The sequence below is a fragment of the Arthrobacter oryzae genome, assembly GCF_030812315.1.
GTDB classification, from domain to species: Bacteria; Actinomycetota; Actinomycetes; order Actinomycetales; family Micrococcaceae; genus Arthrobacter; species Arthrobacter oryzae_B.
Genome location: NZ_JAUSSM010000010.1, coordinates 173,475 through 199,046, shown reverse-complemented (window position 1 = coordinate 199,046; position 25,572 = coordinate 173,475). Strand labels below are relative to the sequence as shown.

Sequence of the window (25,572 nt, the reverse complement as noted above, 5' to 3'; positions counted from 1 at the left end):
GCGGGCTACCGTTCCTACTTCTGGCAGGTGGTGTCCAGCGTCCGCTGTGCGAATTCCACCAGCCCGTAGTCGGATGGAGGTACATCAGCGCCAAGCGGTTCCGCGGCGTGCGCAACGAAGACGGCTAGCTGCCTCGCGCCGTCGGCGCTGATCATGGCAATGGACGCATAACCCGGCGCGCCTCCGAGGTGTCCATAGTAGTAATTACTCCTGCAGCTGTCCCACCATTTGGCCAGCCCGAGCCCATACTGCGAAGCATTGGGGCTTTGCATCTCTTTGACCAGTTCCGGTCTCACCAGCTTGCCGTCCATCAAGGCCACATAAAACTCGCTGACGTCCTGCACATTGGAAATCATGCCACCGGAAGCCGACCCGCTCTGGACACCTGCGTGGGCGGCGTCCACGCGTTCGCCGTCGATCAGGACGTACCCGTGGACCATATTCTCCGGGACATCGCCGGTCCCCGTCAGCAGTGTCCCGCTGAGGCCGAGGGGATCGGAGATGTCCGCCCGCATGACATCCCCCGGGCTGCGGCCTGTTACCCGCTCGATGAGGAGGCCGAGCACCACATAATTGGAGCTTGAGTACTTGAAGGTGCCGATATCGTCGGTGTTCCACCGCAGGGTGCCGGCCAGCTCAACGCGTCGCTCGGCGGTCAGCGGTGTGGTCAAAACCTGCTTCAGGGGGCCCGCCTTGATGAGCGCCTCCTCGAAGCTGGGCATCCCGGAGGTGTGCTCTAGCAACATCCGTACGGTGACGGTTTCCGGCGGGTGCAAGACTGATTCGACCTCCGGCAGGTAATCACTCATCAGGCCATCCAGTTTGATCTTGCCCTGTCCAACCAGCTTCATGACCGAGGTTGCCACCATGGACTTGGTAAGGCTGGCCACGTGGAAGGAGTCACCGGGCTCTGCAGGCACCCTGGCCTCAAGTTCCCGGACTCCCGCCGCTTTGGACCAGACCTCCCCGTTTAGCCTCGCCTGGACGAGGACTGCTGAGGCTCCGGCTGCCATCCTGTCGTTGCTGAACTTCTCCAGGTCCGTCCGCAACTCGTGCATGGAGGAGGACGGGGACGGCGCAGGATTAGGTCCAGCGGAGCAGCCCGTGACAGTCACGAGTAAGGCGGCGACGCAAACCGCAACAGTGCGGGGAACGATACATAACCCGCTCTCCAGCATCTCGACAAACCTCTCAAGCACCCTGCGTGTGCACAAGGCCCTGGCCCGCCTCGTAACTCAGATGCTCCTCAGGCGGTTGGCCCGCGTCAAGGGCCTCGCGCCGACTCATCAAAGATGTCAGCCAAGGTCAGCCCGGCTGCCTCAAAATCTTTCCGAAAAGGGGCGTTCTAGACCGGGAAACCTCTTGCCAGGCAGGCCCGCCGGTGCTATCAAATCTATGTCAGCGGATATAGATCCGGTCCTTGTTGACAAGGAGGTATGTCATGTTGATGCTCGATCCGTTCCGCCAGCTGGACCGTCTCGCCGAGCAGGTCCTGGGCACCGCGGCCCGTCCGGCGGCGATGCCCATGGATGCCTGGCGGGAAGGCGATGAATACGTCGTCGCGCTCGACCTGCCCGGGGTGGAGGTCGATTCCATTGACCTGGGCGTGGAAAGGAACGTCCTGACCGTCCGCGCCGAACGGAAGGCACCTGTGGGCGAAGGCACCGAACTGGTCGCATCCGAGAGACCCCGCGGTGTCTTCAGCCGGCAGCTGATCCTCGGGGACGCCATGGAGACGGAGAACGTAAAGGCCAGCTACGACGCCGGCGTTCTGACACTCCGGATCCCGATCACCGCCCAGGCCGCTCCGCGCAAGATTGAAATCGAGACCAAGGGCGACCAGCATCAGATCGGCGCCTAACAGACCGGGACGGGATGCCGTTACACGCTAACGCTGCCTACTGGGCGGTTGATATCACAGGAAACGCCACCGCGCCTTGATAGCGCACATGCAGCCGCAGCGCACGGACCATCCCTCCGGGCGGGCCCCGGCCGCTCAAGCGGCCGGGCCGTAACGCCCTGGCCCGCGCCTGGCAGCTCGCCATGCCCGGGCTCACGCCGACAGGGACCGGACCGCGATGCTATCTGCAGCGGCCCGGGTGCGGGGACCGGGACCCGTTCGTCCGGGCCGCATTGACGGGGCGCCGCCCGCTCGGCGCCGGGTTCGCGCGGGGTTAGTGCGCCGCCGTTGCCGGGCCGAAGAGGAAGTCTTTGGCATGGGCCACGGCCTTCTTGAAGGCATCGTTGCGGAGGGTGACCAGGTGTTCCGAGTCGCCGTCCGCGGGTTCCAGATAGCCGGTGAAGCCCGGTCGCAGTACCCAGATGTCACCTGCCGGCGGGAGGTAGAACACGCCGAAGGAGCGGTGCTGCTGGTCATCCTCGGTCCAGACGGGGACCACGGCCAGTGCGGCACCGGTGACGGGGTTGATCCACTGTGCCCGCGGCAAGGGTTGTTCGTACGCTTCAGGATCCAGGAAAGGTGCTGTTCCCTTGCCCCAGCGTTCCTCGAACCGTTCATAGAAGACGGGGAACAGGTGGGAGTCGTAACGGCGCCAGTCGCTCATTTCTTCGGCCTTCCTTTGTCAGTGTTGGGCACGGCCCACGGCCCGCTTTCCCACCGGACCGGGGATATCCGGAACAGGGGCCCGCTGCTGCGGCGTACGACGCGGACGGGCACATCCTGGGGTGCGCTCCGTCGTGGGGGTGGCTGAGCCGGCGGAGGTTCGGCCGAGCGTAGCGCAGGACCCTGGTGTCGGCTGACTGCCTGGTCGTAGGCTGTACGCGTCACAGGGTTCCGGAGGACGGCAAACGCCTGCATGATGCGCAGGAGTTCGCTGCGGTCGGTGGCGTCGGAGTCGATGTCGGGATGATGGGTGCGCATGAATTTCCTGTAGGCGGTCGAAATCTCCCGCTGCGTTGCCGTCGGCGGCACTCCCAGGGTCCGGTAGTGGTCCGGAAGATTGTTCCTCATCCCGATCCCCCTCCATCCATGCCCTACAGGGCAGGGCGGTTCCGGCACGTGCCCGGAACCGCCCCGCTTCTGTACGGCATGGTGAATGGCGGTTAGCTTGCGATCTCCTGGCGTTGGTCCTGCTTGCTCACGATGGAGATCTTGCGCGGCTTGGCCTGCTCGGCCACCGGGATCCGCAGCGTCAGGACACCGGCGTCATAGCTTGCCGTGACCTTCTCCGTGTCCAGCGTGTCACCAAGAATCAACTGACGGCTGAAGACGCCGCGCGGCCGCTCCGATGCTATGAGTTCGACGTCAGGACCTGTCTGGTCTTTGCGCTCCGCCCGGACGGTGAGCACGTTCCGTTCCACGTTCAGATCCACCGAATCCACGGTAACTCCGGGCAGGTCGAAGGCAATGACGAATTCGCCGTTCTCCTGCCAGGCGTCCATCGGCATGGCAGCCGGTCGGGCCGTGGTTCCAAAGACCTGCTGGGTGAGCCGGTCCAGCTCACGAAACGGGTCCGTACGCATCAACATCATTTCCCACTCCTTCAGCATGGGTAGTATCACCAATGTATGGTTGCCCGCGTCGTTTATCTATGGTTGCGGGTATAGATTTTTTATAGCACCAGTGCCAGACTGGTGCAAGGTGATTTACCAAAATTCCGGAGCAGGAACCGGGAGGAATACATAAGGAACCATGGCAGAACGGACAGAGGAACAGCCGGACCGTGACAAGGGCGTCTACGCCATTTCCGTGGTGGCCGCACTCGTGGGGACCGGACAGCAGAACATCAGGCTCTACGAACGCAAAGGCCTGCTCACGCCCGGGCGCACATCCGGGGGAACACGGCAGTACAGTGAGTCGGACCTCGCCACCCTGCGCCGGATCGGGGAGCTGCTCGACGAGGGCCTGAACCTCGCCGGCGTGGCCAAAGTGCTCGAACTCGAAGTCGAGAATGACAGGCTCTACCGCGAACTGAAACGCACCCGCCAGCCAGGTTCCACGAACCCCTGAGACGCTTCGGGCCCTCCCAAAGCCCCGGGGAGTACCCGCCTGAAATGAACGCTGACAGCCATGGGGCTCAGGGGAACATCGGCGGGCAACCACGTTCCGGACGGGCAGTGACCCAAGCAGCATGCCACCAAGCGTACGTCCGTCGTTCCCTGACTGAACGGTGACGCCGGGGCTGATCGTCCCGCGCGCTGTCGCCACGCGGCGGGCGATCAGCCTGCCTACTATTTATTCGCTTCTTCAGTGCCCGCGTGAACCCCTCCATGGACGGAACCGGGGCAACCCAAAGGCAAGCAGCGGATGGATTGTGGGAGGAAATGAGCGAAAGCGCCGACAAGAGGCATCCGCTGCGCAGCCGTCCGAAGGACGGTTGAGCCGGTGGAGCGGGCCACGTACGATCCGCAGGACAGCAGCAAAAGACAGAAAAACGCTTCTATGGCCGGAGCGCAGCGAGGCGCCTTTCGTTCTGGGGACGAGTCGTCGGGTCTGTACGGACCGGTCAGGCGGTGGTCGCGCGGCTTGCCGGCGGGAGCCTTGCACCTCCCGGGCTGGCACCATACGTTACGTTTGGGGCAGTGGAGAAGGCTCTCCGCTGCCTGCGGGCCACTGAAGGCCGGGGTGACAGAGGATATGGGGAAACAGATATGGCAACTGGAACAGTGAAATGGTTCAACTCTGAAAAAGGCTTCGGATTCATCGCCAATGATGACGGCTCGGCCGATGTGTTCGCCCATTATTCGGCGATCGCCAGCAGCGGCTACCGTTCCCTGGAAGAGAACCAGAAAGTCCAGTTTGATCTGGCCCAAGGCCCGAAGGGACCGCAGGCGGAGAACATTCGCCCGTTCTAAGACATAACCGGTGGGGCGCGGTCCGCCAGGCCGCCGCAGGGATGACGGCTCGCGTCCACCGCTTTCCGGATCAGATAGGAACCTGGCACCGCATGTTGCCTGCGTCACAGTTCGCGTTGACCTCTGATGAGGGCCGCAGCGTCGCGGCTATTCACGGAGCGGAGAAGCCTCGTGACAGACAAGCTCAGGATGCTGCTCCGGGTGGACCTGGACTGCGCGCGGGCCCGGGTCGCGGCACAGGGCCACGTCACGGCGCAGAGCGTCCGCGCCCTGTACGCGGTGATGAAACGCGCCAACTAACCCGCGGGACTGGTCCTAGAAGTCGACATGACCCGCGCCGAGGTCGACCCGGATGCCCTGGGACAACTCCGCGGCTGCTCACGGTCACACCACCTGCCGACGGATGTGGATCCGCTCCAGGCCGACTGCAGGTTCAGCGTTCTCGCGCCGGACGACGTCGAACCGCTGCGGGTAGCGCTCTCTCCGGCATCGCGGCTCCGGCGACCCACCCGTCAAGCGCCGATAGCCGGGTCGGGCCGATCGTGAAGATCCCGCCGAGCACGCCCGGGCTCGCTTGGCGGAGTGCCGAGCAGAAGCGAGGTTAGTGCACAGGAGTAACGCAGCCCCTGCCCACAAATCGTCTGCACTACCACCGAAATTACGGGAAGGTCAGTGCAGTCAGCTGAGAATGGCACCCGGCCCGTGACGTCAGATTGAAGCCGTCCGCAAAGAACGACCGTCCTCGAAATTTGCGTCGACGCTCTTTCCTCCTGGAACCACCACGGCCCAGATCAGGGAAGCGGAGTACGAAGAAGCCAGATGATGGCCTCGTCGCGGGATGTGAAAAACCGGGTGGGAACCGGGAGTGTCCGCCGTGCCATAGCGAAGTTGGCAATGACACGATTGACCGGGTTTGAGCCAAGCAGGGCAATTCGCGAAGCGGCGCACCGGATGCTGAAAACGGACCTGGCCTGACGGGTCACCGCTTGGGTGTTCGTTATGTCGATCAACATCGGGTACTCGGCACCGTCGGCAATCTCATTGACCTTTGCCATCGCCGCGTGTACATCATCGGCCCCCAGAATAGTCCCTGGCTTCCAAACAAGCTGGAGAACTCCCTCGGCATCGAGTTCCAGCGTGCCCTTGCTGCCATCAACAGTGATTGGTTTCATCTTTTTCCCCCAGAGTCTTGTGGAGCTAAGAATAACTCCTGCTTGGAGGTACGCAGCGAAACGACGAGTCAAACGCGGCGCTTCATCTGTGACTCGCAGCTATAAATGGCGGTTTTTTCGTAGCGCTATTTGTCTCCCGCAACGGCGTCCTTTGAAGAGGTGTCGGCAGCGCTAGTGGCTGGCCCGACAAAGTGGGCGTCTCAGTTCCTAGGAATTGGAACGCCGGCGGCTGGTTCTTCGAAGAGTTGCGGTCGTGAAGAATCGCGGCATGGATGAGGACGAGCGGCAGATGAGGCAACAGTTGATGACCCTCGAGGCTCTGGTGCAGGCGATGGATCGGCGGGACGAGGTCTTCCAGGTGATTGAGGATTCAGAGGACATGGACGAAGCAATCCGTCGGGTGAGTCAGCTGTTGGGTGTGGGAGAGCTGGGCAGCCGGGCAGTCCTCGACCTGCAGGCCAGAAGATTCACCCGAGACCAGCGTCGGGCCCTCGCTTCCTATGCAGAAGAACTTAGATCAAAGCTGCCCGATGGGCGCTGAACTGGTCGCGTTCGATCCGCTTACGGTTGATCGCCCTGGCCGGGCGCCAAACGTAATTAACAGCCAACGCAGTGAAGTGTTCTTGAAAACGAAGGATTCCGAGAATGGATTGATTCGAGAATCTTTGGGCTTGCAACGGGCTGCCGCCAAGCGCCGTCATTCTGCGGGGACCGCCATTGTGATGAAACGGTCCGACCTCAGGCGGTGCTTCTCATAAATTGGTCTCGAAACCGTACAGTCGGCCTAGGATCCCGAATCGAGTTTTGAGAAGAGAAACCCAATATGCCTGCACACCGTATCTGTCAATTTCAGAAGTCGTCTGCACCGAATGTCAGAAGTCCTCTGCACTCGACCTCGGGGAAAGGCGTTCCCATCCCACGCGTCGGACCGAAAACGACGCGGCGTGGGCAGCCCCAAGCTGAGGTGGAGGATGCGGCCCTTGTTGTTAATCAACCGGAAAGCCTCCAGAGCCCGTCTGCGCGCACGGACCTGACTCTTGCTTCCAGCCGGTCAGCGACACAGGGATCCACCCGTTCCGAGACCGCGTCGGTGCTCTTGGCCAAAGCTCCGGCTCTCCTCGTGCAGGCGACTTGGGACGTTATGAATCCAGTCGCAGGGGCGCTTCAGGCTGTGTCCCGTCTTTCCAGGGCTTCCCAGGTGGCCCATTTCTGCGGTGCTGCTGAGGGCCTGCCCAGTACGTATCCTTGACCTGAGTACATGCCCAGTCTGGTCACGGCTGACAGCTCAGCCTCGCTTTCTATGCCTTCGGCGACGAGCTGTGCCTGGATCTGTTGAGCGAATTCGACCATGGCCGCGCCGAGGGCGCGTTGGCCGGGGTCTTGGTCGATGCCGGCGATGAGGCTCCGGTCCAGTTTGATGATGTCAGGGTGCAGGTGCAGGATATGGCGCATGGAGGCGAAACCTGCTCCGGCGTCGTCGACGGCTATCCTCAGACCTTGTCCGCGGAGCGGGGCCAGGGCTGCTACAAGCGGGGCATAAGCTGCCACGGCCAGGTTTTCGGTCAGTTCCAGCACCAGCCGGTTCGGAGCGATACCCGATCTGGCGAGAAACCCGGGCAGGCGCGGATCCAGGCATGTTTCCGGTGAGAGATTAAGGGCCACGTACAGGTGGGGTGGCAGCCCGGTCGCGGCCGTCAGTGCTGATTCGAGGGCGGCGAATTCCAGGTCAGCTGCCAGGCCTACAGTTGCGGCCTCGGAAAACCAATGCTCCGGGCTGCCGCCGTCGTCGTCGATGAATCGTGCCAAGGCCTCGACTCCGATGACCGCGCCGGTGGCGAGTTCGTGAATGGGCTGGAAGGCCGTGAGGAACTTTTTTTCGTGCAGCACCTGCTCGATCCGTTCCCTGGTGCGCTCGACAGCCAGCACCCGGGCGGTTTGGGGGCGAAGTGGTCTGCACGCGCCTTCGAATCCTGCGCTAGTACCGTGGAGGGCTGGGCGGACGTGTCCGGATACCTCCATCCACACAGGGCTCCCGTCCCGCCGCCGGCACCTGACCACGACCCCGGCCCAGCTGGAACCATCAGGTGCCAGGGCAGCGGCGACGGATTGGCGGGCCTTGGCCAGGTCGCCCAGATCAATAACAATGCTGGCCGGTTGCCCTTCGAGTTCAGACGGGGCGTACCCCAGCAGATCCAGCGAGGCGCTGCTGGAGAAAGTGAACGTTCCGGCCTCATCCGTGGCCCACCACCATTCCCGGCGGAAGGTCAGCACCGCCTCCATACGATCCGAGAGCCCATCGGCTTTGGATCTCTCCCCGCGCCGTGCCCTTCTGTCACGCCAGGCGGTATAAAGGGCCAAAAGGATCAGGCATCCCGCGGCGGAGCCCAGAAGGCCCCGCAGCGCGGGAGAATCCAGCGAAACGAGATGTCCTGATTCCAACAAGGCCAGAATCGCCACAGTGAACGCGACCTGGACGCACAAAACGCTCGTGAGCAAGTGGCTGCCGACCAAGGACAGTAACCTCTTACGACGCGACTCCGGCAATGTGTACCCCCCCCACGCACAGACTAGACCCCAAAGAACAAATAGCAGGGACGAGGGACCCCCCATCCCCGAGTAGCTGCTCGGGGATGCTCGGCCAGTGCCATGAGAACATGGGGACGTTGTGACCGGCCCCGTCGAGGTCGTCCATATCGGTTGGTTCCGTGACAAGTTCCTAAGGAGGCACGTAACCGTGTGCGTACTGACCCTGCCACGCTTCGGGATGTGGTGCTGGACCGCAATGCGGTCGAGCGTGCCCTCTCCAACGGCTGCCCGCCATTGGATCATGTCCGGTTTCTGGCGCTGCTCAATCGGGAAACCGACGCTCTTCAGGAAGGCTTCCGGCTTCTGGCTGATACCCCTGACCGGATGGAACCGCTGCTGGTACTTGCCCAGGTCTTCCAACGTCAGTACCGCTGGTCGTCGGAATAGAGCCACGGCAGGGTCCCCCGCCGCTCCAGCTGGTCGTCCACGACCATTCCTCCCGGCTGCTGACCGGTCAGGAGGAACAAGCAACGTAGGTCCCGCAGATACGTGATGACAAAGCCCGGCAGCAGCGTGTGGGGCCGCCTAGAAACTGAGAAAGTGGGGAGGGCCTAACGTCGCGCGCGTTGCGCCCCGGTGCAAGAATGTCCGCATGCTCATATTCCCGGAGATGGAGCGGCTGTTGCTGCGGCAGTTTGATTCCCATGACGGAGACCTGCTCGTGGAGTTGGACGGTGTCCGCGTGTGATGCCGTACATCACGGGCGGCGCCCCGACGTCCCGGGACGAGGTTGAAGGCGAGTATCTTCCCGCGTTCCTCGGCTACTACAAGCAGTTCCCCGGCTACGGATTCTGGGCCGCAATTAAGAAGACAACCAATGACTTCCTGGGCTGGTTCCACTACCCACCCGCCCCCGGTGATCCACTCGATCAGCCAGAACTGGGCTCCGGTTGCGCTGCGCGGCTTGGGGAACGGGGTACGCCACCGAGGGTTCCCGTGCGCTGATCGCCAAGGGCTTTGCCGAATTCGACGTGCAACGGGTCGTTGCTTCCACCATGGCAGTCAATACAGGGTGGATTCTAACAATCGTCGCAACACCTGATCATTTGCAGGAGTCGCAGTGGCCATCGATCGGAAGACACAGTTGAAGCCTGGACCTCCGGGCAAGACGAGTGAGCGCGCCCGCTATATTCACCTCATGAATCAGGGTTTCATTAATGCAGAGTCGTGCCGCATGCTGGACATCGGGCGGAAGACGGGCTCGAAGTGGAGAAATGGATACCGGCACACGGACCCGAAAACGGGGCGCGTTTACACCTACCCTGCAATCACTGCTGTCAGGGGACAGCCGGCGGTCATTTCCGCCCGGTACCTGTCCGAGGACGAGCGGATCACCATTGCTGACCGGCACCGCACCGGGGAGAGCCTGCGCTCGATAGCCGCCGGGCTGGGCAGGGCACCGTCCACCGTGAGCCGTGAGCCGTGAGCTGCGCCGGAACCGGAATCCGTCAGGACAATACCGCCCGCACTACGCACAGAAGAAAGCCCGGACCCGCCGTCAGCGCCCGCGCGTGGGAAAGATCGCGCGCCTTCCTGAACTGAAGACCTACGTCCAGGCAATGCTGGACCGCTGGTGGAGCCCCGGTTTGATCTGCCGCCAGCTGAAGAAGGCCTTCCCAACCCGCAAAGACCTGCACATCGTCCACGAAACGATCTACCAGGCCTTCTACATCAGGGGCCGCCGCGGGCTCTCCAGAGAGCTCGTCAAATGCCTTCGCACCGGCAGGGACCGTCGCAAACCCAACAGATCAATTGCCAGAATATCCTCCAGGTTCGCCGGCGAGGTGTTGATGATCAGCGACCGGCCCCAAGAGGCCAGCGACCGTTCCGTTCCCGGGGCGTGGGAAGGAGACCTGATCATGGGCACCCAGAACCGTTCCGCGATCGCCACATTGGTCGAGAGGAGCACCCGCTACCTGCTCCTGGTGCACATGCCCGGAATCAACCCTGCCGAGGACCTGCGCGACGGACTCATCAGGGCGTTCAATCCGTTGCCGCCTGCGTTGCGATCATCGCTGACCTGGGACCAGGGAAGCGAGATGGCCACGCACGCCGGATTCACCGCAGCAGCCACCGGCGTCCCGATCTATTTCTGTGATCCCCACTCGCCCTGGCCACGCGGCACGAACGAGAACACGAATGGGTTGCTGCGCCAGTACTTTCCGAAGTACTCGGACCTGTCCATTTATAGTCCCCAGCACTTGGCAGATGTCGCCATGGGCCTCAACAACCGACCGCGGAGAATCCTCAACGACGACACTCCCTCAGAGCGCTTTGCTAGGCTCCTAACCACACACACCTAACCGCCGAGTGTTGCGACGATCGTTAGAATCCACCCCGTCACACCGGTCCTGAACCAAACTGCCATATTCACAGGTCCTCGAGCTAGAAGAAGTTCCGAACGAATCTGCTGTCCTGCCTCGCCGGCCTTCAACGTATTCGAGGCCCGGCTGGCGAGTTTGTCGAGATCGTCGAGGACCGGGGACCGCTTTTCCGGGCTCAAGGAGCCGTACGACCTGCCACCCCAGCTTCCTCTGCATTGGGCCGCCTTTGAGAGCACTCCCCCAGGCCGGCGCCGCGACGCCGACCCGGAAGTCATGCCTCTCACACGTCCCGAGACGGCGTCGGCAATTTGTCCCACAGACTGTGGGACAGGGGCAGCTCGAGGGGAAGCCCAGTGAGCTATCTCAGACATGACAGTGGCCAAACGCGGCCCGGCCGAGTAGACGCGGACCTCCTTGTGGTAAGGACGCTCGATGTTCAGCGGCGCCAGGTCATCTTCCCGCAGCCGCACGACCACGTGTGCGGCCGCCAGCAGGTGGAGGTCTTGTATTCGTCCGCGAGGATCTTAAACGGAATAGGGCCGGCTGGTCGGCCGGCCCCTTACCGCACGTCGGACATCTACTGAGATGAACGTTCTAACTGTGAGTTCGTTGCCCTAAGGAGCTCCTCGAGCAGCAAGCCTATAGAGAACACTGTCTGTTCGTCGTTCGGCCTGCCAAGGAGCTGAACAGACATCGGCATCCCGACAGCGTTCTTTCCCATGGGCAGCGCCAGAGCCGGAACCCCAAGTACACTCCAGGGACTAGTGAAATTCAACAGGGCCTCCTTGGCAGTGGACCACCCGGCATCGAAGCCGGACCGCTGCCCAATGAGGGGTGCAGTGATCGGGCTTGTCGGGCAGATCAGCACGTCGCAATCCCCGAAGTATTCGGCGACGCGAGCCTGCCAGTCGCTCCTCCTGGTGAGCGCAGAGTGATACTCCCGCTCCTGTACCCGCTGGGCACCTTGCAGCCTCATCCGCACCTCATTCTGAAACAGCTCCGGGTTTTCCAGAAGTCGCTGGCGGTGGGTTACGACAGCTTCGGCGCACTGAATATGGTCATAAACCGATATCGACTCCTCCAGCCACCCGAGAGTCACGTCGGCGACGACAACTCCGGCGTTACACAAGGTATGTACGGCGTTCTTCATTGAATCCGCGACGTCACCACTGACCTTCGAGTAAAATTCGTCGGCTATGAGACCAACTCTTACTGTCCCGGGAACCGCCATGACCGGGTCCGAGGCGCCCTGCGAAATCGCCGCCCAGACTCGGGACACACCATCGACATCGGAAGCGAGGACACCCACCGTGTCGAGGGTCGGCGCGAGCGGTAGAACACCGATAGCGTCCAGTGTCCCGGACGTCGGGCGCAGACCAACAGTCCCGCACAGCGCCGCAGGGATCCGGACGGAACCACCCGTATCCGTTCCTAAAGCGAACGGAACGTGTCCGGCCGCCACGGCGGCGCCAGAACCGCTGCTGGAGCCGCCAGACATCCTTGTCGGGTCATGCGGATTGCATGTCGGACCCGTAGCCGCAATGTCTCCGGTGGGTCCAAACGCGAATTCGTGGGTGGCGGTCTTGCCCAGGATCACCGCGCCAGCGGCTCGGAGCAATTTGACGACGGCGGCGTCCTGAGTGGCGACGTGGTGTGGAAAGTTTGATCCCGCGGTAGTGGGCATGCCGGCCACATCAATGAGGTCTTTGATGCCGCAGGGTACCCCCGACAGGGCGCCTGCTTTGATGCCCAGTGAGCGTTCGTGATCGATTCCTTGTGCATCGCTCTCCGCTTCGGCGTTCATCGTAAGCCAGGCATTCAGACGGTTATTCGTTGCGGCGACAGCGTTGGCCGCCTGGAGTGTGGCAACGGAAGCCGTCGTTGATCCGGAACGTATATCGTCAGCTAGTTGTCCTACTGAGGTCATCACGCCGTCACCTTGCTACGTCGAAACCGACCAGGCTGCACGAATGCCATGGCTACAACGCCGATGCAGGTTGCTACGGCGGTTGCGATAAACATGGAGTCGAATCCGTGTGCCGCGACCAGGAACCCGGTTAGCGTCGGGGCTACGACTGTCGCAATGTTGGCAAAGAAGTGAGTCATTCCTGCGAAGCTGGCGGACTTGGCGGGCACAGTGTCAATCAGGACTGTCCAATAGACAGCGTTAGGGAGCGAGTTGAGGGCATTCCCGACTGCCATGACGACCAGCACGGCTGCCGGGTTGTCCAGGGTGGGAATGAAGCAGAAGCAGATCGTGGTCAGGGCCAGCGACAACATGGCAAATCCGCTTCTGGCGATCCACAGACTTCCAGTCTTCTGACGAAGCCAGTCGGAGATTTTTCCGCCGAGTACAACAGTGAAGCAGGCTCCGATCCAGGGCACCATGCCCAAGTACCACAAAGACCCCAGCTTGAAGCCGAACTCGGATTCCAAGTACCTGGGCGTCCAGCTGAGAATCATGAAGTTCACATACATGAAGGAGAAGTAGCCGAGGGCATTGAAGATCAGCGTCCTGCTGAGGAAGAACTCGTACCATTTGGCATTAGCGCCACCGTCGAAGCCGTCCGCATTCCCCCCGGTCACATCAGCTGTGCGGATCTGCGCAAGCTCCTGGGAATTGACCCGCGGGTTTTCTTCTGGCTTGTTGGTGAACAGAAGCTGCCACCACAAAAGCCAGACCAGACCAAGGACGCCCAGGACGACGAACATCCAGCGCCAGCCCCCGGTCAGTGTGATCAGGCCTACGGCGACGGGGGCCGATAGCAGTGCCCCGAGGGGTGTTCCCAGCAGGCCAAAGGCGGACATGAATCCGCGTTCTTTGACTGTGGACCAGTTTGCGACGGTCCGGTTAATGGTGGCGTACGTCGGCCCCTCAGCGAACCCGAATCCTATTCGGAATATCGCGAAGCCGACAAGGGCGGAGCCGAACAACTGCAGGCCGATATCGCCCGCGATGACCACTCCAACGACGAGCACCGACCATGCCGCGCATGCGGCCGTCATCGTCCATTTCGGGCCCTTCCTGTCAGCCAGGAATCCCCCGGCCAGGGCCCCGAACATATATCCGTAGCCGAAGAAGCCGAGGACCTGTCCCCAGGCGGCAGGGTCCAGGCTGTACTCACCAATAATCCCGCTGGCAGCGTAAGCAATTGCGCCGCGGTCAACATAGTTCACGACGGTTATGACGACGATGCCCAGGAGCACGAGATAACGGAATCTCGTCGCTCCGGTGACTGTTTTGACCTGTTCCGTCAGGCCTGTTTTGTTAGACATGCCACAACAGTAAGGGTGACCCCCATCACTGGTCAACACTTTTCGTAATCGATTACGCTGAGTACACGTAATCGATTACACCCCCCATGTCTAGGACGTCCGTTCCATCCAGGGGTGGATGCGTCTTCCGGGCGCTGTCTTTCGTGCTTCAGTCGAGCCCGCGGGGAAGGCGCGACCATCGTGGTGCCAACGGGCACACTCATGCCCCCGCGGTGCTTGCAGAAGTCAACTTGCTAATGCTGGCCCGGTGAGTTGAACGCCGACATGGCTCTGCAAAACAGTGGCCCGGGCTGTTGCTCCAGATCGCCGCGCTGCCCCAGCGGAACTAAAGCGCTGGCGACAACGCCGAACAAATTCGGCACTACAAGCGAGGGATACGGTCGACTGTAGCGCCGGGCCCTGAGGGCATCGATGATGCATTTCTCGATGCCAACCCGCTCCGACTGTTGGTCTCCGGCTTGGACCCTAGCCCGCTGTCGGTGGAGCTGCGAACAATGAGAGAAGGGTTCATTTGCGCAGAGCTCACACGCTTCCCCGCGATCTTATTCAGCAGAGTTAGAGCTGCCAGTCTGCCAATCTCATTCATCGGGCTACGTATCGTGGTCAAGCTAGGAACGGTGATCCCAGAAACGGAGACATCGTTGAACCCCACGACTTTTATGTCTCTTCCTACGGAGAACCCGCGCCTGGAACATTCGCCCATGAACCCGATCGCCGCCATGTCGTTGACGAGGAAGACACCCTCGGGAAAAGGAGGCGACAACAGCAGTCGTGCGGCTGCTTCCTCGCCGGCCTCCGCATAGATTGAACCGTTGATCACAGAGTTGTTGCTGAGTGAGCGGCCGGCCGCACCAACCGTGTCCATGAATCCTCGGGCCCGGTCTTGCAGGTTCGTGGCGTAGTCCATGCCCGCGTATACCGCCAAGGGGCCCGTGGTGATTTCCAGCAGGTGCTCGGCGGCCAACTGCCCGCCAACGTAATCATTGCAAGTAACAGATGTGTAGCCACTCGCGCGTCGGTTATAGAGAACATTGGGCATCCCTGACCTGCGAACGTCGGCCAACGCCGCTCCCCCCACCAGTGCGTCACCTATGAGAAGGCCATCCACCTGGCGGCGGATCAGAAGTTCAATTTTCTCTTTTTGCTGCACAGGATCGTCATTGGTGGTCACGGCAAGCGTCTGATAGCCGCTTTCAGCCAATACGCTTTCGATGCCTTCATACATCAGGGCAAGTACTTCGTCGCGCATTCGAGGAATCGTCACACCGATGACGTTGCTACGTTTGGTGCGCAAGCTGGCGGCAAGGGTATTAGGCCGGTAGTTCAACTCCTTGGCCGTCACCCAGACCCGCTTCGCCAGGGCTGTCTTCGCCTGGACTTCCGGCCGGGCCAGAACCCGGGAAACAGTCGCCGCAGTCGTCCCGACCTGCTCCGCAATAAGACTGAGCGTTACCGGCTGGTTGTCCTTCCGGCCCCTGCGGCCAACGCGTTCTATCACTTCTTCATCCTATTCTGCCTGCACTCTTCCAGGTCACACCTTCAGCCGGGCCGCCGGCGTCATCGTGTTGGTGCCGACGTAGTTGCCGACTGCGGTGCAGGTCGCGCCGGGGGCGGTGGCGCGGATGGCGTGGCGGATGCCGGCAGTGCTGCTGGAGGCCTCGCCACGATGTCGAACCCGTTCCGGGGTGGCGGACTTCTTGGATCGATGATGGGCGTCGGCCCGGATCAAATTCAACTCACGCATAGGGGGTCGGTTCCATGGGGATTCTTGTTGAGGAGCCGCCGCGGATCACGCACCGCGTCCATACATCATCCTTCAAGGCGCAGAAACGTTCTGAGGCGCCACGCAGAACGCGAGCTACACCCTCCGCCGGTGAATAATCCAAGGCGGCTAGAAAAGCTACTCTCCCATCTGCCGAGATTGCCGATAGCGGAGATTACGTCAAGCTGGACAGTGGCTATTGCATCTGATGTACGTCAGTGAAGGGCTTGCCCTCATGCCAATGTCCTAGCCAACGCTTCAGCCGCATGTTTGCGTCCGATTGTTTCATAACCAACAACAACGATCGCGGGTGAAAAGGTAATGATAATGAGGCATAAACCAATTGAAGACCCGAATGCTGCCAGGGCTACGGCTGTGGCAATCAGCAGAATCGTTGCCACTATGAGTGCGATGTGAAATATGTCAAATTCCTGCATCATGAACGTATAGAGGGCAAAGAGGACTATCTCGAAAATCAGGACTGGAACAGCGATCGCGGTGACGGCACCTAGAGTGCCTATGTGCGAGCTGCCCTGAATCGTATAGGCAACGATGTGCAAGCCGGCGCCCGTTGCGGCAATCGCAGCGTAAGTAACAATGTGGCTGTATGCCCAGACCACCGCCCTCCTGCGGTGGTGGGCGAGGACTTGGGCCGAGGGAGTGATGAAGTAATTCCACCAGAGGCCAAAGGTTAGTCCCACCCCCGCGAGGATGGTGACGACTGCTTCCGTACTCCATCCCTCTGCCTCCACCAGAGCTGAAACGGAAGCAACCGTTCCGAAAACTCCCTCTCCCAGCGCGATGATGGTGAGCAAGCCGTAGCGCTCCGCGAGATGGTGAGCGTGCCAAGGGGTACCGCCGTGCCTCTTTTCGACCAAAACAGGGCCGGCGAGTTCGAGCAGGATAAGGACCGGAAACATTGCCAGTACCGTTGCCGGCGGTGGGTCGCTTAGTGCCAAGGTTACCCATCCCAGCTGCGCGACAAAGATAAAAGACGCGTGCGCCACTGCCGCCCTGCGGTGTTTAGGAGCCTGGGAAATCGCTCGAAGCCATTGGGCAACCATTGCCACGCGCATGATGACATAGCCCGCCACCATTATCCGGTTGTCTAAACTGCCGCCCGCTTCGAGGGACAACAGCGAGTGGAACATAGGCGGCAACCCCAGGGCTAGGATGACAACCCCTATCATCTGGAGCATGGTCATGATTCGGTAGAGCCAGTCATTGGTGTCGAATGCTGAAGCAAACCAGGAAAAGTTCGTCCAAGCCCAGCAAATGGCAAACATTGCGAAACCGAAACCGCCGATTCCCTCCCATATGTGTGCCTCTGCAAGCATATGGGCGAGCTGATCCGCAGCCATTCCGAAAGCAACCACGAAGGTCAGATCGTAAAGCAGCTCCAGCGGTGTGGCGGAACGATGAGTCTCGTTCGGATCGCGCCCGCTCATGCCCGTCAAGCCCCGGCCCAAACCTATCTGGGACATTCGGTCTCCCATCCGTTCGTAAATACTCGCATCGCGCAGCATGCGGCGTCAGCTCGCCAGCTTAACTACTGGCTGGCTGTGCGTAGAGGCTCTTTCCGCCGCATACGTACAGGACTTGTCCGGTCACGGAATGATTCGCCGGGTCCGCGAAAAACCGTGCCGCCCATGCTACATCGTCAGCTGCGCCGAGGGATCCCATGGGTTGGGCCTGGAGCAGCCGGTCCATGACCTCTTGGGGCTCCCGTCGCAGCAGGGGCGTGTCGATCAGGCCGGGGGCCAGGCAGTTCACTGTGATTCCGTATTTGGCGAGTTCGATCGCCAGGGACCTGGTGGCTGACACGACTCCCCCTTTGGACGATGAGTAGGCGAGCTGTGCGAACCATCCCAGCCAGGCGCGGGACGAAACGTTGATGATGCGTCCTGTCCTGCGGGGGATCATGCTCGTGGCTGCTGCCTGGGAGCAGAGGAAGACGCCCGTCTGGTTGATAGCAATGGTGCGCTGCCATTCTTCGTCGGTGATTCGGCGCACCCCGCGGTCGATGCTGATTCCGGCGTTGTTTATCAGAATGTCCACGGGGCCCGGTTCCGCTTCGGCTTGTTCGAAGAGAGCGGTGACAGCTCCCCTGTCGGTGACGTCCACGCCCAGGCCGACCGCTGTCCCGCCGCTGCCCGTAATTCGCTGGGCCGCCTCTCCTGCACGGTCGGCGGCGATGTCGGCGATGACAACTTTGGCTCCGTTGGCCGCGAAGTCTTCGGCGACTGCGAGACCGATGCCGCTGGCGGCCCCGGTGATCACGGCGACCTTTCCGTTGAGTCTCATGAGAAGTGTCCTTTGCTGGTGAGGTTCTGTCTTTTCGCCACGGGGTGTCAGACGGAGAGGCTTGAGAGCAGGCTCGCACCGCCGCAGCAGTACAGCACTTGCCCTGTGATGTAGCCGCTCCGGGCATCGAGGAAGAATTCGCTGGTGCTTGCGATGTCCTGCGGTGTGACGGGGGCCGGGGTGAGGGGCTCCGGTTCGCGCAGGTGTGTTCCCGCAGGTCGTCCGGCGTCCCTAAGGACGCTGCCCTGGGGAGGCAGGGCTGCCACGACATTCACCGTGACACCGTTTGGGCCCAGTTGCAGCGCAAGACTGCGGGAGACGGCGGTGAGTGCAGCGGCGGCAGCGGCAATGTGTGGACGGTCCGGCCACCCGAGCCCGTCGCGGCTACTGATGGCAATGATCCGTGCCCCGCCGTCGGCGCGGGGCCGGAGCTGAGGGCGCAGTTGCTCGACCACTTTGAGCAGGCTGCCCACTACGTCTCCCGCGTTGATGCCGTCGCCGCCGTCCAGGAGCCCCGGTTCGTAGATCAGTCCGTCGATGGCTTCGTGCTCTGCCAGGAGGGCGTTGATTTCCGCCGGGTCGGGATCTTCATTGATGGTCTTCACGGTCCAGCCAGCGTCGCCAAGACAGGCGGCGATTGCCGTGGCCGTTGCGCTTCCCGGGGAGGCGAGGACAGCCACTCTGGAGTGTGGCAATTGTGAGTCTGTCATTGATTGCCGGTCCTTGTTCAGGTGGTGGTCAGAATGTGTATTGAGCAGGCGCCGTTATCGACGCCGAAGATCCCGCCGCCGGTTACATGGGTGAGGGCTACCTCTGCTCCCGGCACCTGCAGGTCCCCGGCCTCACCGGTGAGTTGCCAATAGGATTCGCAGATCTGGGTCACGCCGGTGGCTCCTACGGGATGTCCACGGGAGAGCAGGCCGCCGCTGGGGCTGATGGCTACCCTCCCATCCCTGTCGAACTCTCCTCGTGCCGTGGCTTTGTATGCCTCGCCCCGTTCGGTGATGCCGAGCGCCTCGGTATGCAGGAATTCGGCCACGCTGAACGCGTCATGGAGCTCCACGAGGTCCAGATCAGCGGGTTTAAGGTCGGCCATCTCGTAAGCGGCTTTGGCTGCGCGGGCGGTGATGTCAGGCCAAGTCATGTCCCGGTAGGAGGTGTGGAAGTCCCCTGAGCGCACCACGCTCGCCCGCATGCGGATGCTCGGTGTTGTGAGCTGTTTGGCAAATTCCTCCGAGCACAAAAGCACTGCCGCGGCCCCGTCGCTGTTGGGGCAGCAGTGCAAGAGCCGCAAGGGATCGGCCACGGGGCGTGACTGTTCTACGTCTTCGGGGCTGATCGCCTGCTGGAAGTGGGCGCGTGGGTTTCGTGCTCCATTGCCGCGGTTTTTTACCGATACCCGGGTCAGGTCCTGAGCTGTCGCCCCGAAATCATGCAGGTAGCGCTGGGCGCGCATGGCGTAAGCCGCTGTCATCACCATGCCCTGGGAGATTTCAATGTCGTTGGTCGTCAGGGGAAGAGTTCCACCTCCAAACCCGGAGAGAGGTTCTCGGTTCCGAAGGCGATCACGCAGTCGGCGAATCCGCCTGCGATGGCCTGCCATCCGAGGTGGACCGCGGAGGCACCGCTGGCGCAGGCATTTTCCACGGTGTAGACAGGAGGGCCGGACACGCCTACCCGCTGGAGGACACGCTGGGCAAGAAGTGAACCGGCGTACGTCGACCCGCCGTATCCGGCATCGACCTGTTCGGGGCTGATTCCGGTGGTTGCGAGGAGCTCCTGAACGGCCCGGTAGCCCAGTTCTGCGGCGTTGACGCCCAAGTGCTTGCCGAAGGAGTGAACCGCGGCGCCTGCCACGTACACCGGACTCATCGTGGTTCGCATCGCGAGAGTTTTGAGGCTCTTGATGGCCAAGGGACCGTTGGCGGCGATACGGTCTGCGATCTCCAGTGCATGAGCCAGCAGTCACAGAATCCCAATGTCTGTGTGAATTCGTTGGCGCAGATCGAGAGCAGGCGCTGACAACACGTCTCGGAGCTGGATGCGGTCCGTGGGGCTGTCATTGGGCCCCATGGACAGCCGCGCCCTCGGTCCTAAGGGGGCCTTTGAGCAGACGCTGGGGCGGGGTGCGCCCTAGCTGTACCTAGCGCGTTGCTGCAGAAGAGAAGCCCAGGGCTCCCCCGGACGAGTTCGTATGGTCTAGCGGCCAACTTGCGAGGACCAGACAGTAGCCCCGAGTTCCCGTGAAATTGTCCACGCAGCATCCCGGAGTTCGCGGACGATAGTCTCGCTTGCCGGCCATTCGTCCGCGGGGATTACTACCGACAGCACTGCGATGACGTTACCGCTGTCACCGTAGACGGGGGCCGCAATAGAAGCCTCGCCGATCACAGCTTCCTCGTACTCCAACCCGAGCGCGTTTTTCCGCACTTCCCCAAGCTGTGAGCGGAGGACTGCAGGGTCGGTGACTGTCTCTGCGGTAAATTCGGCCAGCGGCTTGCTAAGCACGTCATGCTCGAGTTCAGGGTTGTAGGCGAGCAGCACTTTCCCGAGGGCAGAAGCGTGGGCGGGCAGGTTGAGTCCTGTTTCCGGCATTTGCTCGGTGCCGTCGGGGCGGCGGTCGTGGTGAATGATCAAAACTTCGTCGAGAAGGTTCACACCCAACCGGGTCGCGTAGCCGGTCTTCCGCGACAACTCATGCATCCACCGCATTGCGCGGGAGCGGACATCCAGCGTGTCGAGGTAGACGCTGGAGAGTTTCAGCAGGGCCGGACCAAGGGCGTAACGGTTTCCCGAGCTTTCCTGGGCGACCAGCCCGTGCGCCTGAAGGGACTTCACGAGTCCATGGACAGTGGAGGGCGGAAGCTCCAGCGCGGCGGCCAGTTCGGAGATTCCAAGGCGTCTGGCGCCTTGGAGAAGTCCGAGTATCTTCGCCGCGCGGTCAATTGACTGGATCACAGCTCCACTCTCCCATCATCGGTTGGCTTCTCCGTTCGACATGTCAATTTAGCCCCTTGACAGCCAGGGAACCTAAACGGGATGATTCGATAATAACGAACTAGAGTCGACAATGTCGAATTTGACCCTTCGTCTAATTTCATCACCGTTCAAAGGAGAACTTTCGTCATGGACGAAAACCGCATGTGGCAGCGCCTCGCTGCAGAGTTCCTGGGGACCGCGTTCCTGGTATTTGTTGGAGTAGGGTCCGTCCCCGCCCTCGCTATCGCGCGCGGCGACCAGCCGTTTACCGGTTCGGAGTTGGGCTTCATCTCCCTGTCGTTTGGTGCAGTTGTCATTGGCACCGTCTACGTCTTTGGCTACATTTCCGGAAACCACATCAACCCCGCAGTGACCGTGGCGCTGGCCGCCACAGGGAAGTTCCCGTGGCGCGACGTGCCGGGATACCTCGGAGCCCAAGTACTGGTGCTGTTGCTGGTTCCGTCGCGATCATTGCACTGCTCGGCCAGAAGGCCAGTGAGCTGGGCCTCGGAGTGGCGGCCTATGGTGACATCCCCGTCTGGCAGGCATTCACCGCTGAGTTCGTCGGTACTTTCATTCTGGTCTTCACGGTGTTCGGAGTGATCCACCGCAAGGCCGCGCCGGGCTTCGCAGGCATCGTCATCGGCTTCATTGTGTTCGCGGCAATCATCCCGGTCGCACCGGTCACCGGAGCATCGATCAACCCCGCCAGGACGACCGGGCCGATGCTCGTACAGTCCCTGATGGGCGGAACCGTTCACTGGGAACAGTGGCCCGTGTACGTTATTGCCGAACTCGCCGCGGGCGTCGCCGCGGGACTGTTGTTCGGACTCATCTCACGCACCCAAGCTGACCGCACCTCCCTCACCGAAGCGCTGACCGAGCAGGAGTCCCGGGCATGAACAAGCTGATCAACTCACCGCAGACGCTGCTGGCGGACGCATTGCGCGGTGTCGCCGCCGGCCACCGTGAATTGTCAGTGGACTTCGAGAACCGCATCGTCTTCAGCACCGCACCGCGGGAAGGCCGCGTCGCGCTGGTCTCCGGAGGCGGCTCGGGTCACGAACCGCTGCACAGCGGTTTCGTCGGCGCCGGCATGCTGGATGCCGCGTGCGCCGGTGAAATCTTCACCTCCCCGACTCCGGACCAGATTCTGGCCGCCGCTACCCGGGTGGACACCGGCTCCGGTGTGCTCTTCGTGGTCAAAAACTACACCGGCGACCTGCTCAACTTTGAAATGGCGGCCGAACTCACCCAGGAACAGGGAATCGAGGTCGCCACAGTCATCGTCGCCGACGACGTTGCAGTGGAGGACTCCACCTGGACAGCGGGCCGACGCGGTGTCGGTACCACGCTGATCGTGGAAAAGGTTGCCGGCGCCGCTGCGGAGCGCGGCTGGTCCCTTGAGAAGGTACACGGGCTCGCCGAACGGACCGCCCATGCCGGACGTTCCATGGGGGCAGCGCTCACCAGCTGCACTGTTCCTGCCGTAGGCAGGTCCAGCTTCGACCTCCCCGAGGGCGACATGGAACTCGGCGTCGGTATCCACGGCGAGCCAGGACGCAAGCGCGTGCCGGTGATGTCGGCTGCGGAACTCTCGCACGCGTTGGTCGAGTCGATCACCGCCGACTATGACTTCGGCGGTAAACCGGTCATCGCTTTGCTGACCGGTCTCGGGGGAAGCCCGCTGATCGAGCTCTACGCAATGTTCGCCGAGGTCTCCGACCGGCTCAACGAGCGCAATATTAACGTAGTGCGATCGTTGGTCGGAAATTACGTCACCAGTCTCGACATGGCCGGCTGCTCCCTGACTCTGGTCGCGGCAGACGACGAAATTCTCGATCTATGGGACGCACCAGTGAACACCCCCGCGCTCCGCTGGAAGGATTGACATGTCAGAGACACTCACGATGGACGCGATCCAGCAGTGGCTGCACCGCTTCGCGTCGGAGATCACCACACAGGCGGACTGGTTGACCGAGCTGGATTCGGCGATTGGGGATGCCGACCACGGGACCAACATGGTCCGCGGCACAGGCGCAGTGGTCGCCAAGCTCAATGCCCGGGCGACAGGCACCTTACAGGAGTTGCTCAAGGCCGTCGGAATGACCCTGGTTTCCAGTGTGGGCGGCGCCAGCGGATCACTGTACGGCACGTTCTTCCTTGAAATGGGCCGAAACAGCCCTTCGGGCGTGCAACTGAACGCATCCGAACTGGAGAAGGCATTGCGTGCCGGTGTGGACGGGGTTGTGGCCCGCGGTCACGCGGCAGTTGGCGACAAGACGATGATTGATGCCCTCGAACCTGCCATCACGACACTGTCCCATTCCCTGGCCGATGGCCGGCAACTGCATGATTCGATAACGGCCGCCGCAGCAGCGGCGACGACCGGCCGGGACTCCACCGAACCGCTCGTCGCACGCAAAGGCCGAGCGTCCTATCTTGGTGAGCGCAGCGCCGGACACATTGATCCGGGAGCCGCCTCCTCTGCGATCCTCGTGGCTGCCCTGGCTGCCAGCGTCGGCGAAGGAACCGCAGGATGATCGGCATCGTCCTCGTCTCGCACAGTGAAGCGCTGGCAAATGCGGCGATGGACCTGGCACTGCAAATGGTTCACGGCGCCCGGCCACCCATCCGTATCGCCGCCGGCGCTGCCGGCGGATTCGGTACCGATGCGACAGCAATCGCGTCCGCAATCGATGACCTCGCCACAGCGGACGGCGTGCTCGTGATCACCGACCTGGGATCAGCGATCCTCAGCTCGTCCCTGGCCTTGGAGATCCGCAGCAGCACCCACCAGGTCGTGATCAGTGACGGCCCCTTCGTCGAAGCAACGACGGCTGCCGTGGTCGGCGCCGCCGCCGGCGGTTCGCTGGCCGACATTGCCGCTGACGCGAGCAACGCCCTCAGCGCCAAGAAGACACAGGACGAAACCGGTCAGGTTTCTTCATCCGTCGAAGACACCGGCCCGGGAAGCCCCGTCGTCAGCGCAGAGGAACGCCTGATCAATCCGATGGGCCTCCACACCCGCCCGGCATCGCTCCTCGTGCAGATGGCCGGAGAATTCAGCGCCGACATCGAGCTGACAAACACCTCCTCCGGACGGGGACCGGTGAACGCATCCAGTGTGATCGGCCTGCTGTCCCTGGGCGCAAACAAGAACGACCGGATCCGGATTGATGCCAGCGGATCCGATGCCCCTCAGGCCGTGAACGCAGTGAAGGAACTCGTCCTCGAAGGATTCGGCGAGCTTTCCTAGCCTCCTTCCCGACCGCTTTTCATCCCCCTCTTTCCAACTCCCCTATCAGCAGAAACCGGAGTACTTCCAATGCCCACAGCCGTGCGTCGACACATCATCAACAACCCCCACCGCGTCATCGACGAAGCCCTCGACGGATTCGCCCTGACGTATCCGGAGCTGGTGACGTTCAACAACGAACACAACCTGATTTCCCGCAAGATCCTCACCCCCGGCAAGGTCGGGCTTGTCTCAGGCGGGGGCTCGGGCCACGAGCCACTGCACGCCGGATTCGTCGGAAGCGGCATGCTCGACGTCGCCGTCTGCGGCGCCGTGTTCGCCAGCCCCACCGCGGACCAGGTGCACGCAGGCACGAAACTCGCCAACACCGGTGCAGGTGTCGTACAGATCGTAAAGAACTACACCGGCGATGTCCTCAACTTCCAGATCGCCGCTTCACTGGCCGATGACGACGGGGTCCCTGTAGAGCAGGTCCTGGTTGACGACGACCTCGCATCAGACAACGGCAGCGACGGTCCCGGACGCCGCGGCACTGCCGCCGTAGTCACCGTCGAAAAGGTATGCGGCGCCCTCGCCGAGCGGGGTGCCGACGTCTCCACGATCGTCACACGCGGCCGCGGCGTCGTCGCCCGTTCACGCAGCCTGGCGATCGCCCTGGACGCAGGCGCACATCCCGGCGAGTCCACTTCTGCGTTTGAGCTCGAACCGCATGAGGTCGAATTCGGGGTGGGCATCCACGGCGAACGTGGCACCGGCCGCATCGCCTATGCACCCGCCGATGACCTGGTCGAACAGCTCGTCACCCCTTTGGTGAACAGTCTGCAGGTCAAGCGCGGCCAGTCGGTGATTGCCATCGTGAACGGCCTCGGCGGCGCCTACCCGCTCGAGCTGTCCATTGCTGCCCGCCACGTACACAACCTGCTCAACGGTCGCGGCATCAGCGTCGCGCGTTCCCTGGCCGGCACGTACGTGTCTTCCCTGAACATGCACGGCCTCTCCGTCACCCTGACCGTGGCCGACGACGAACTGGTCAGCCTGTGGGACGAAACAGTCCGCACAGCGGCCCTCACTTGGTAACAAACACAACGAATAAAG

The 25,572-nt window shown here is 62.0% G+C and carries 29 protein-coding genes and 2 pseudogenes; 15 read left to right on the top strand and 16 right to left on the bottom strand.

The window, feature by feature from the left end:
• Positions 1 to 14: 14 nt before the first annotated feature.
• Positions 15 to 1,058 carry a serine hydrolase domain-containing protein gene (locus tag J2S97_RS19225; protein WP_307051536.1) on the bottom strand — a complete coding sequence of 348 codons (1,044 nt, stop codon included), beginning with the start codon at positions 1,056 to 1,058 and terminating at the stop codon, positions 15 to 17.
• Positions 1,059 to 1,441: 383 nt separating this feature from the next.
• On the opposite strand from J2S97_RS19225, the gene J2S97_RS19220 reads away from it, so the two are divergent.
• Positions 1,442 to 1,861: an Hsp20/alpha crystallin family protein gene (locus J2S97_RS19220; RefSeq protein ID WP_307051535.1), complete on the top strand. Its 420-nt coding sequence runs from the start codon at positions 1,442 to 1,444 to the stop codon at positions 1,859 to 1,861.
• A gap of 313 nt (positions 1,862 to 2,174) precedes the next feature.
• Here J2S97_RS19220 and J2S97_RS19215 read toward each other — a convergent pair whose 3' ends face one another.
• The 3 genes from J2S97_RS19215 to J2S97_RS19205 form a co-directional block, all read right to left on the bottom strand.
• Positions 2,175 to 2,564: a hypothetical protein gene (locus J2S97_RS19215; RefSeq protein ID WP_307051534.1), complete on the bottom strand. Its 390-nt coding sequence runs from the start codon at positions 2,562 to 2,564 to the stop codon at positions 2,175 to 2,177.
• Positions 2,561 to 2,971, bottom strand: coding sequence for a J domain-containing protein (locus J2S97_RS19210; RefSeq protein ID WP_307051533.1), 411 nt, complete (start codon positions 2,969 to 2,971; stop codon positions 2,561 to 2,563). The genes J2S97_RS19215 and J2S97_RS19210 overlap by 4 nt, the downstream gene beginning before the upstream one ends.
• Before the next feature lie 92 nt (positions 2,972 to 3,063).
• Positions 3,064 to 3,489 (bottom strand): Hsp20/alpha crystallin family protein, encoded by a 426-nt coding sequence (locus J2S97_RS19205; protein ID WP_307051548.1) that lies wholly within the window; start codon positions 3,487 to 3,489, stop codon positions 3,064 to 3,066.
• 163 nt (positions 3,490 to 3,652) lie between these two features.
• On the opposite strand from J2S97_RS19205, the gene J2S97_RS19200 reads away from it, so the two are divergent.
• The 4 genes from J2S97_RS19200 to J2S97_RS19185 all read left to right on the top strand — a co-directional run bounded on the left by J2S97_RS19200 (position 3,653) and on the right by J2S97_RS19185 (position 5,361).
• Complete coding sequence (locus tag J2S97_RS19200; protein ID WP_307051532.1) at positions 3,653 to 3,970, top strand: MerR family transcriptional regulator; 318 nt, start codon at positions 3,653 to 3,655, stop codon at positions 3,968 to 3,970.
• Between the two features lie 641 nt (positions 3,971 to 4,611).
• Positions 4,612 to 4,815: a cold-shock protein gene (locus J2S97_RS19195; protein ID WP_307051531.1), complete on the top strand. Its 204-nt coding sequence runs from the start codon at positions 4,612 to 4,614 to the stop codon at positions 4,813 to 4,815.
• Between the two features lie 171 nt (positions 4,816 to 4,986).
• Positions 4,987 to 5,115, top strand: coding sequence for a hypothetical protein (locus J2S97_RS19190; protein ID WP_307051530.1), 129 nt, complete (start codon positions 4,987 to 4,989; stop codon positions 5,113 to 5,115).
• Positions 5,116 to 5,142: 27 nt separating this feature from the next.
• Positions 5,143 to 5,361 carry a hypothetical protein gene (locus J2S97_RS19185; RefSeq protein WP_307051529.1) on the top strand — a complete coding sequence of 73 codons (219 nt, stop codon included), beginning with the start codon at positions 5,143 to 5,145 and terminating at the stop codon, positions 5,359 to 5,361.
• A gap of 245 nt (positions 5,362 to 5,606) precedes the next feature.
• Here J2S97_RS19185 and J2S97_RS19180 read toward each other — a convergent pair whose 3' ends face one another.
• Entirely contained in the window at positions 5,607 to 5,987 is a 381-nt protein-coding gene (locus J2S97_RS19180; RefSeq protein WP_307051528.1) for a DUF7793 family protein, read from the bottom strand.
• A 268-nt stretch (positions 5,988 to 6,255) separates the two neighbouring features.
• On the opposite strand from J2S97_RS19180, the gene J2S97_RS19175 reads away from it, so the two are divergent.
• A complete protein-coding gene (locus J2S97_RS19175) occupies positions 6,256 to 6,528 on the top strand; it encodes a DNA gyrase subunit A (RefSeq protein WP_307051527.1) in 273 nt (90 codons plus the stop codon).
• Positions 6,529 to 7,151: 623 nt separating this feature from the next.
• Here J2S97_RS19175 and J2S97_RS19170 read toward each other — a convergent pair.
• A complete protein-coding gene (locus J2S97_RS19170) occupies positions 7,152 to 8,258 on the bottom strand; it encodes a sensor domain-containing phosphodiesterase (RefSeq protein WP_307051526.1) in 1,107 nt (368 codons plus the stop codon).
• 465 nt (positions 8,259 to 8,723) lie between these two features.
• On the opposite strand from J2S97_RS19170, the gene J2S97_RS19165 reads away from it, so the two are divergent.
• The 4 genes and pseudogenes from J2S97_RS19165 to J2S97_RS19150 all read left to right on the top strand — a co-directional run bounded on the left by J2S97_RS19165 (position 8,724) and on the right by J2S97_RS19150 (position 10,876).
• Positions 8,724 to 8,960, top strand: a complete 237-nt coding sequence (locus J2S97_RS19165; RefSeq protein WP_307051525.1) for a hypothetical protein — start codon at positions 8,724 to 8,726, stop codon at positions 8,958 to 8,960.
• A gap of 300 nt (positions 8,961 to 9,260) precedes the next feature.
• Entirely contained in the window at positions 9,261 to 9,518 is a 258-nt protein-coding gene (locus J2S97_RS19160) for a hypothetical protein (protein WP_307051549.1), read from the top strand.
• The gene (locus J2S97_RS19155; protein WP_307051524.1) at positions 9,464 to 9,661 is read left to right on the top strand and encodes a GNAT family N-acetyltransferase; all 198 of its coding nucleotides are present in this window, start codon (positions 9,464 to 9,466) and stop codon (positions 9,659 to 9,661) included. The genes J2S97_RS19160 and J2S97_RS19155 overlap by 55 nt, the downstream gene beginning before the upstream one ends.
• A 50-nt stretch (positions 9,662 to 9,711) precedes the next feature.
• A pseudogene (locus tag J2S97_RS19150) lies at positions 9,712 to 10,876 on the top strand (IS30 family transposase).
• A 598-nt stretch (positions 10,877 to 11,474) separates the two neighbouring features.
• On the opposite strand, the gene J2S97_RS19145 reads toward J2S97_RS19150, so the two are convergent.
• The 10 genes from J2S97_RS19145 to J2S97_RS19100 form a co-directional block, all read right to left on the bottom strand.
• The gene (locus tag J2S97_RS19145) at positions 11,475 to 12,824 is read right to left on the bottom strand and encodes an amidase (protein WP_307051547.1); all 1,350 of its coding nucleotides are present in this window, start codon (positions 12,822 to 12,824) and stop codon (positions 11,475 to 11,477) included.
• Entirely contained in the window at positions 12,824 to 14,173 is a 1,350-nt protein-coding gene (locus tag J2S97_RS19140) for an MFS transporter (protein ID WP_307051523.1), read from the bottom strand. Before J2S97_RS19140 ends, J2S97_RS19145 begins: the two co-directional genes overlap by 1 nt.
• Positions 14,174 to 14,534: 361 nt before the next feature.
• Positions 14,535 to 15,671 carry a LacI family DNA-binding transcriptional regulator gene (locus tag J2S97_RS19135; RefSeq protein WP_307051522.1) on the bottom strand — a complete coding sequence of 379 codons (1,137 nt, stop codon included), beginning with the start codon at positions 15,669 to 15,671 and terminating at the stop codon, positions 14,535 to 14,537.
• Between the two features lie 33 nt (positions 15,672 to 15,704).
• Positions 15,705 to 15,917: a hypothetical protein gene (locus J2S97_RS19130; protein ID WP_307051521.1), complete on the bottom strand. Its 213-nt coding sequence runs from the start codon at positions 15,915 to 15,917 to the stop codon at positions 15,705 to 15,707.
• Positions 15,918 to 16,168: 251 nt separating this feature from the next.
• Positions 16,169 to 17,461, bottom strand: a complete 1,293-nt coding sequence (locus J2S97_RS19125) for a low temperature requirement protein A (RefSeq protein ID WP_307051520.1) — start codon at positions 17,459 to 17,461, stop codon at positions 16,169 to 16,171.
• 19 nt (positions 17,462 to 17,480) lie between these two features.
• Positions 17,481 to 18,239 (bottom strand): SDR family NAD(P)-dependent oxidoreductase, encoded by a 759-nt coding sequence (locus tag J2S97_RS19120; RefSeq protein WP_307051519.1) that lies wholly within the window; start codon positions 18,237 to 18,239, stop codon positions 17,481 to 17,483.
• 47 nt (positions 18,240 to 18,286) lie between these two features.
• Positions 18,287 to 18,949, bottom strand: a complete 663-nt coding sequence (locus J2S97_RS19115) for an SDR family oxidoreductase (RefSeq protein WP_307051518.1) — start codon at positions 18,947 to 18,949, stop codon at positions 18,287 to 18,289.
• A gap of 17 nt (positions 18,950 to 18,966) precedes the next feature.
• Positions 18,967 to 19,713 (bottom strand): thiolase family protein, encoded by a 747-nt coding sequence (locus J2S97_RS19110; RefSeq protein WP_307051517.1) that lies wholly within the window; start codon positions 19,711 to 19,713, stop codon positions 18,967 to 18,969.
• Between the two features lie 35 nt (positions 19,714 to 19,748).
• Positions 19,749 to 20,123 (bottom strand): thiolase family protein, encoded by a 375-nt coding sequence (locus tag J2S97_RS19105; protein ID WP_307051516.1) that lies wholly within the window; start codon positions 20,121 to 20,123, stop codon positions 19,749 to 19,751.
• 315 nt (positions 20,124 to 20,438) lie between these two features.
• Positions 20,439 to 21,197, bottom strand: a complete 759-nt coding sequence (locus J2S97_RS19100; protein ID WP_307051515.1) for an IclR family transcriptional regulator — start codon at positions 21,195 to 21,197, stop codon at positions 20,439 to 20,441.
• A gap of 168 nt (positions 21,198 to 21,365) precedes the next feature.
• On the opposite strand from J2S97_RS19100, the pseudogene J2S97_RS19095 reads away from it, so the two are divergent.
• The 5 genes and pseudogenes from J2S97_RS19095 to J2S97_RS19075 all read left to right on the top strand — a co-directional run bounded on the left by J2S97_RS19095 (position 21,366) and on the right by J2S97_RS19075 (position 25,554).
• Positions 21,366 to 22,120, top strand: a pseudogene (locus tag J2S97_RS19095) (MIP/aquaporin family protein).
• Positions 22,117 to 23,109 carry a dihydroxyacetone kinase subunit DhaK gene (gene dhaK, locus J2S97_RS19090; protein WP_307051513.1) on the top strand — a complete coding sequence of 331 codons (993 nt, stop codon included), beginning with the start codon at positions 22,117 to 22,119 and terminating at the stop codon, positions 23,107 to 23,109. Before J2S97_RS19095 ends, dhaK begins: the two are co-directional and overlap by 4 nt.
• 1 nt (position 23,110) lies before the next feature.
• Positions 23,111 to 23,761 carry a dihydroxyacetone kinase subunit DhaL gene (gene dhaL, locus J2S97_RS19085; RefSeq protein WP_307051512.1) on the top strand — a complete coding sequence of 217 codons (651 nt, stop codon included), beginning with the start codon at positions 23,111 to 23,113 and terminating at the stop codon, positions 23,759 to 23,761.
• Complete coding sequence (locus J2S97_RS19080) at positions 23,758 to 24,477, top strand: HPr family phosphocarrier protein (protein WP_307051511.1); 720 nt, start codon at positions 23,758 to 23,760, stop codon at positions 24,475 to 24,477. The genes dhaL and J2S97_RS19080 overlap by 4 nt, the downstream gene beginning before the upstream one ends.
• Positions 24,478 to 24,546: 69 nt before the next feature.
• Positions 24,547 to 25,554: a dihydroxyacetone kinase subunit DhaK gene (locus J2S97_RS19075; RefSeq protein WP_307051510.1), complete on the top strand. Its 1,008-nt coding sequence runs from the start codon at positions 24,547 to 24,549 to the stop codon at positions 25,552 to 25,554.
• Positions 25,555 to 25,572 lie beyond the last annotated feature (18 nt).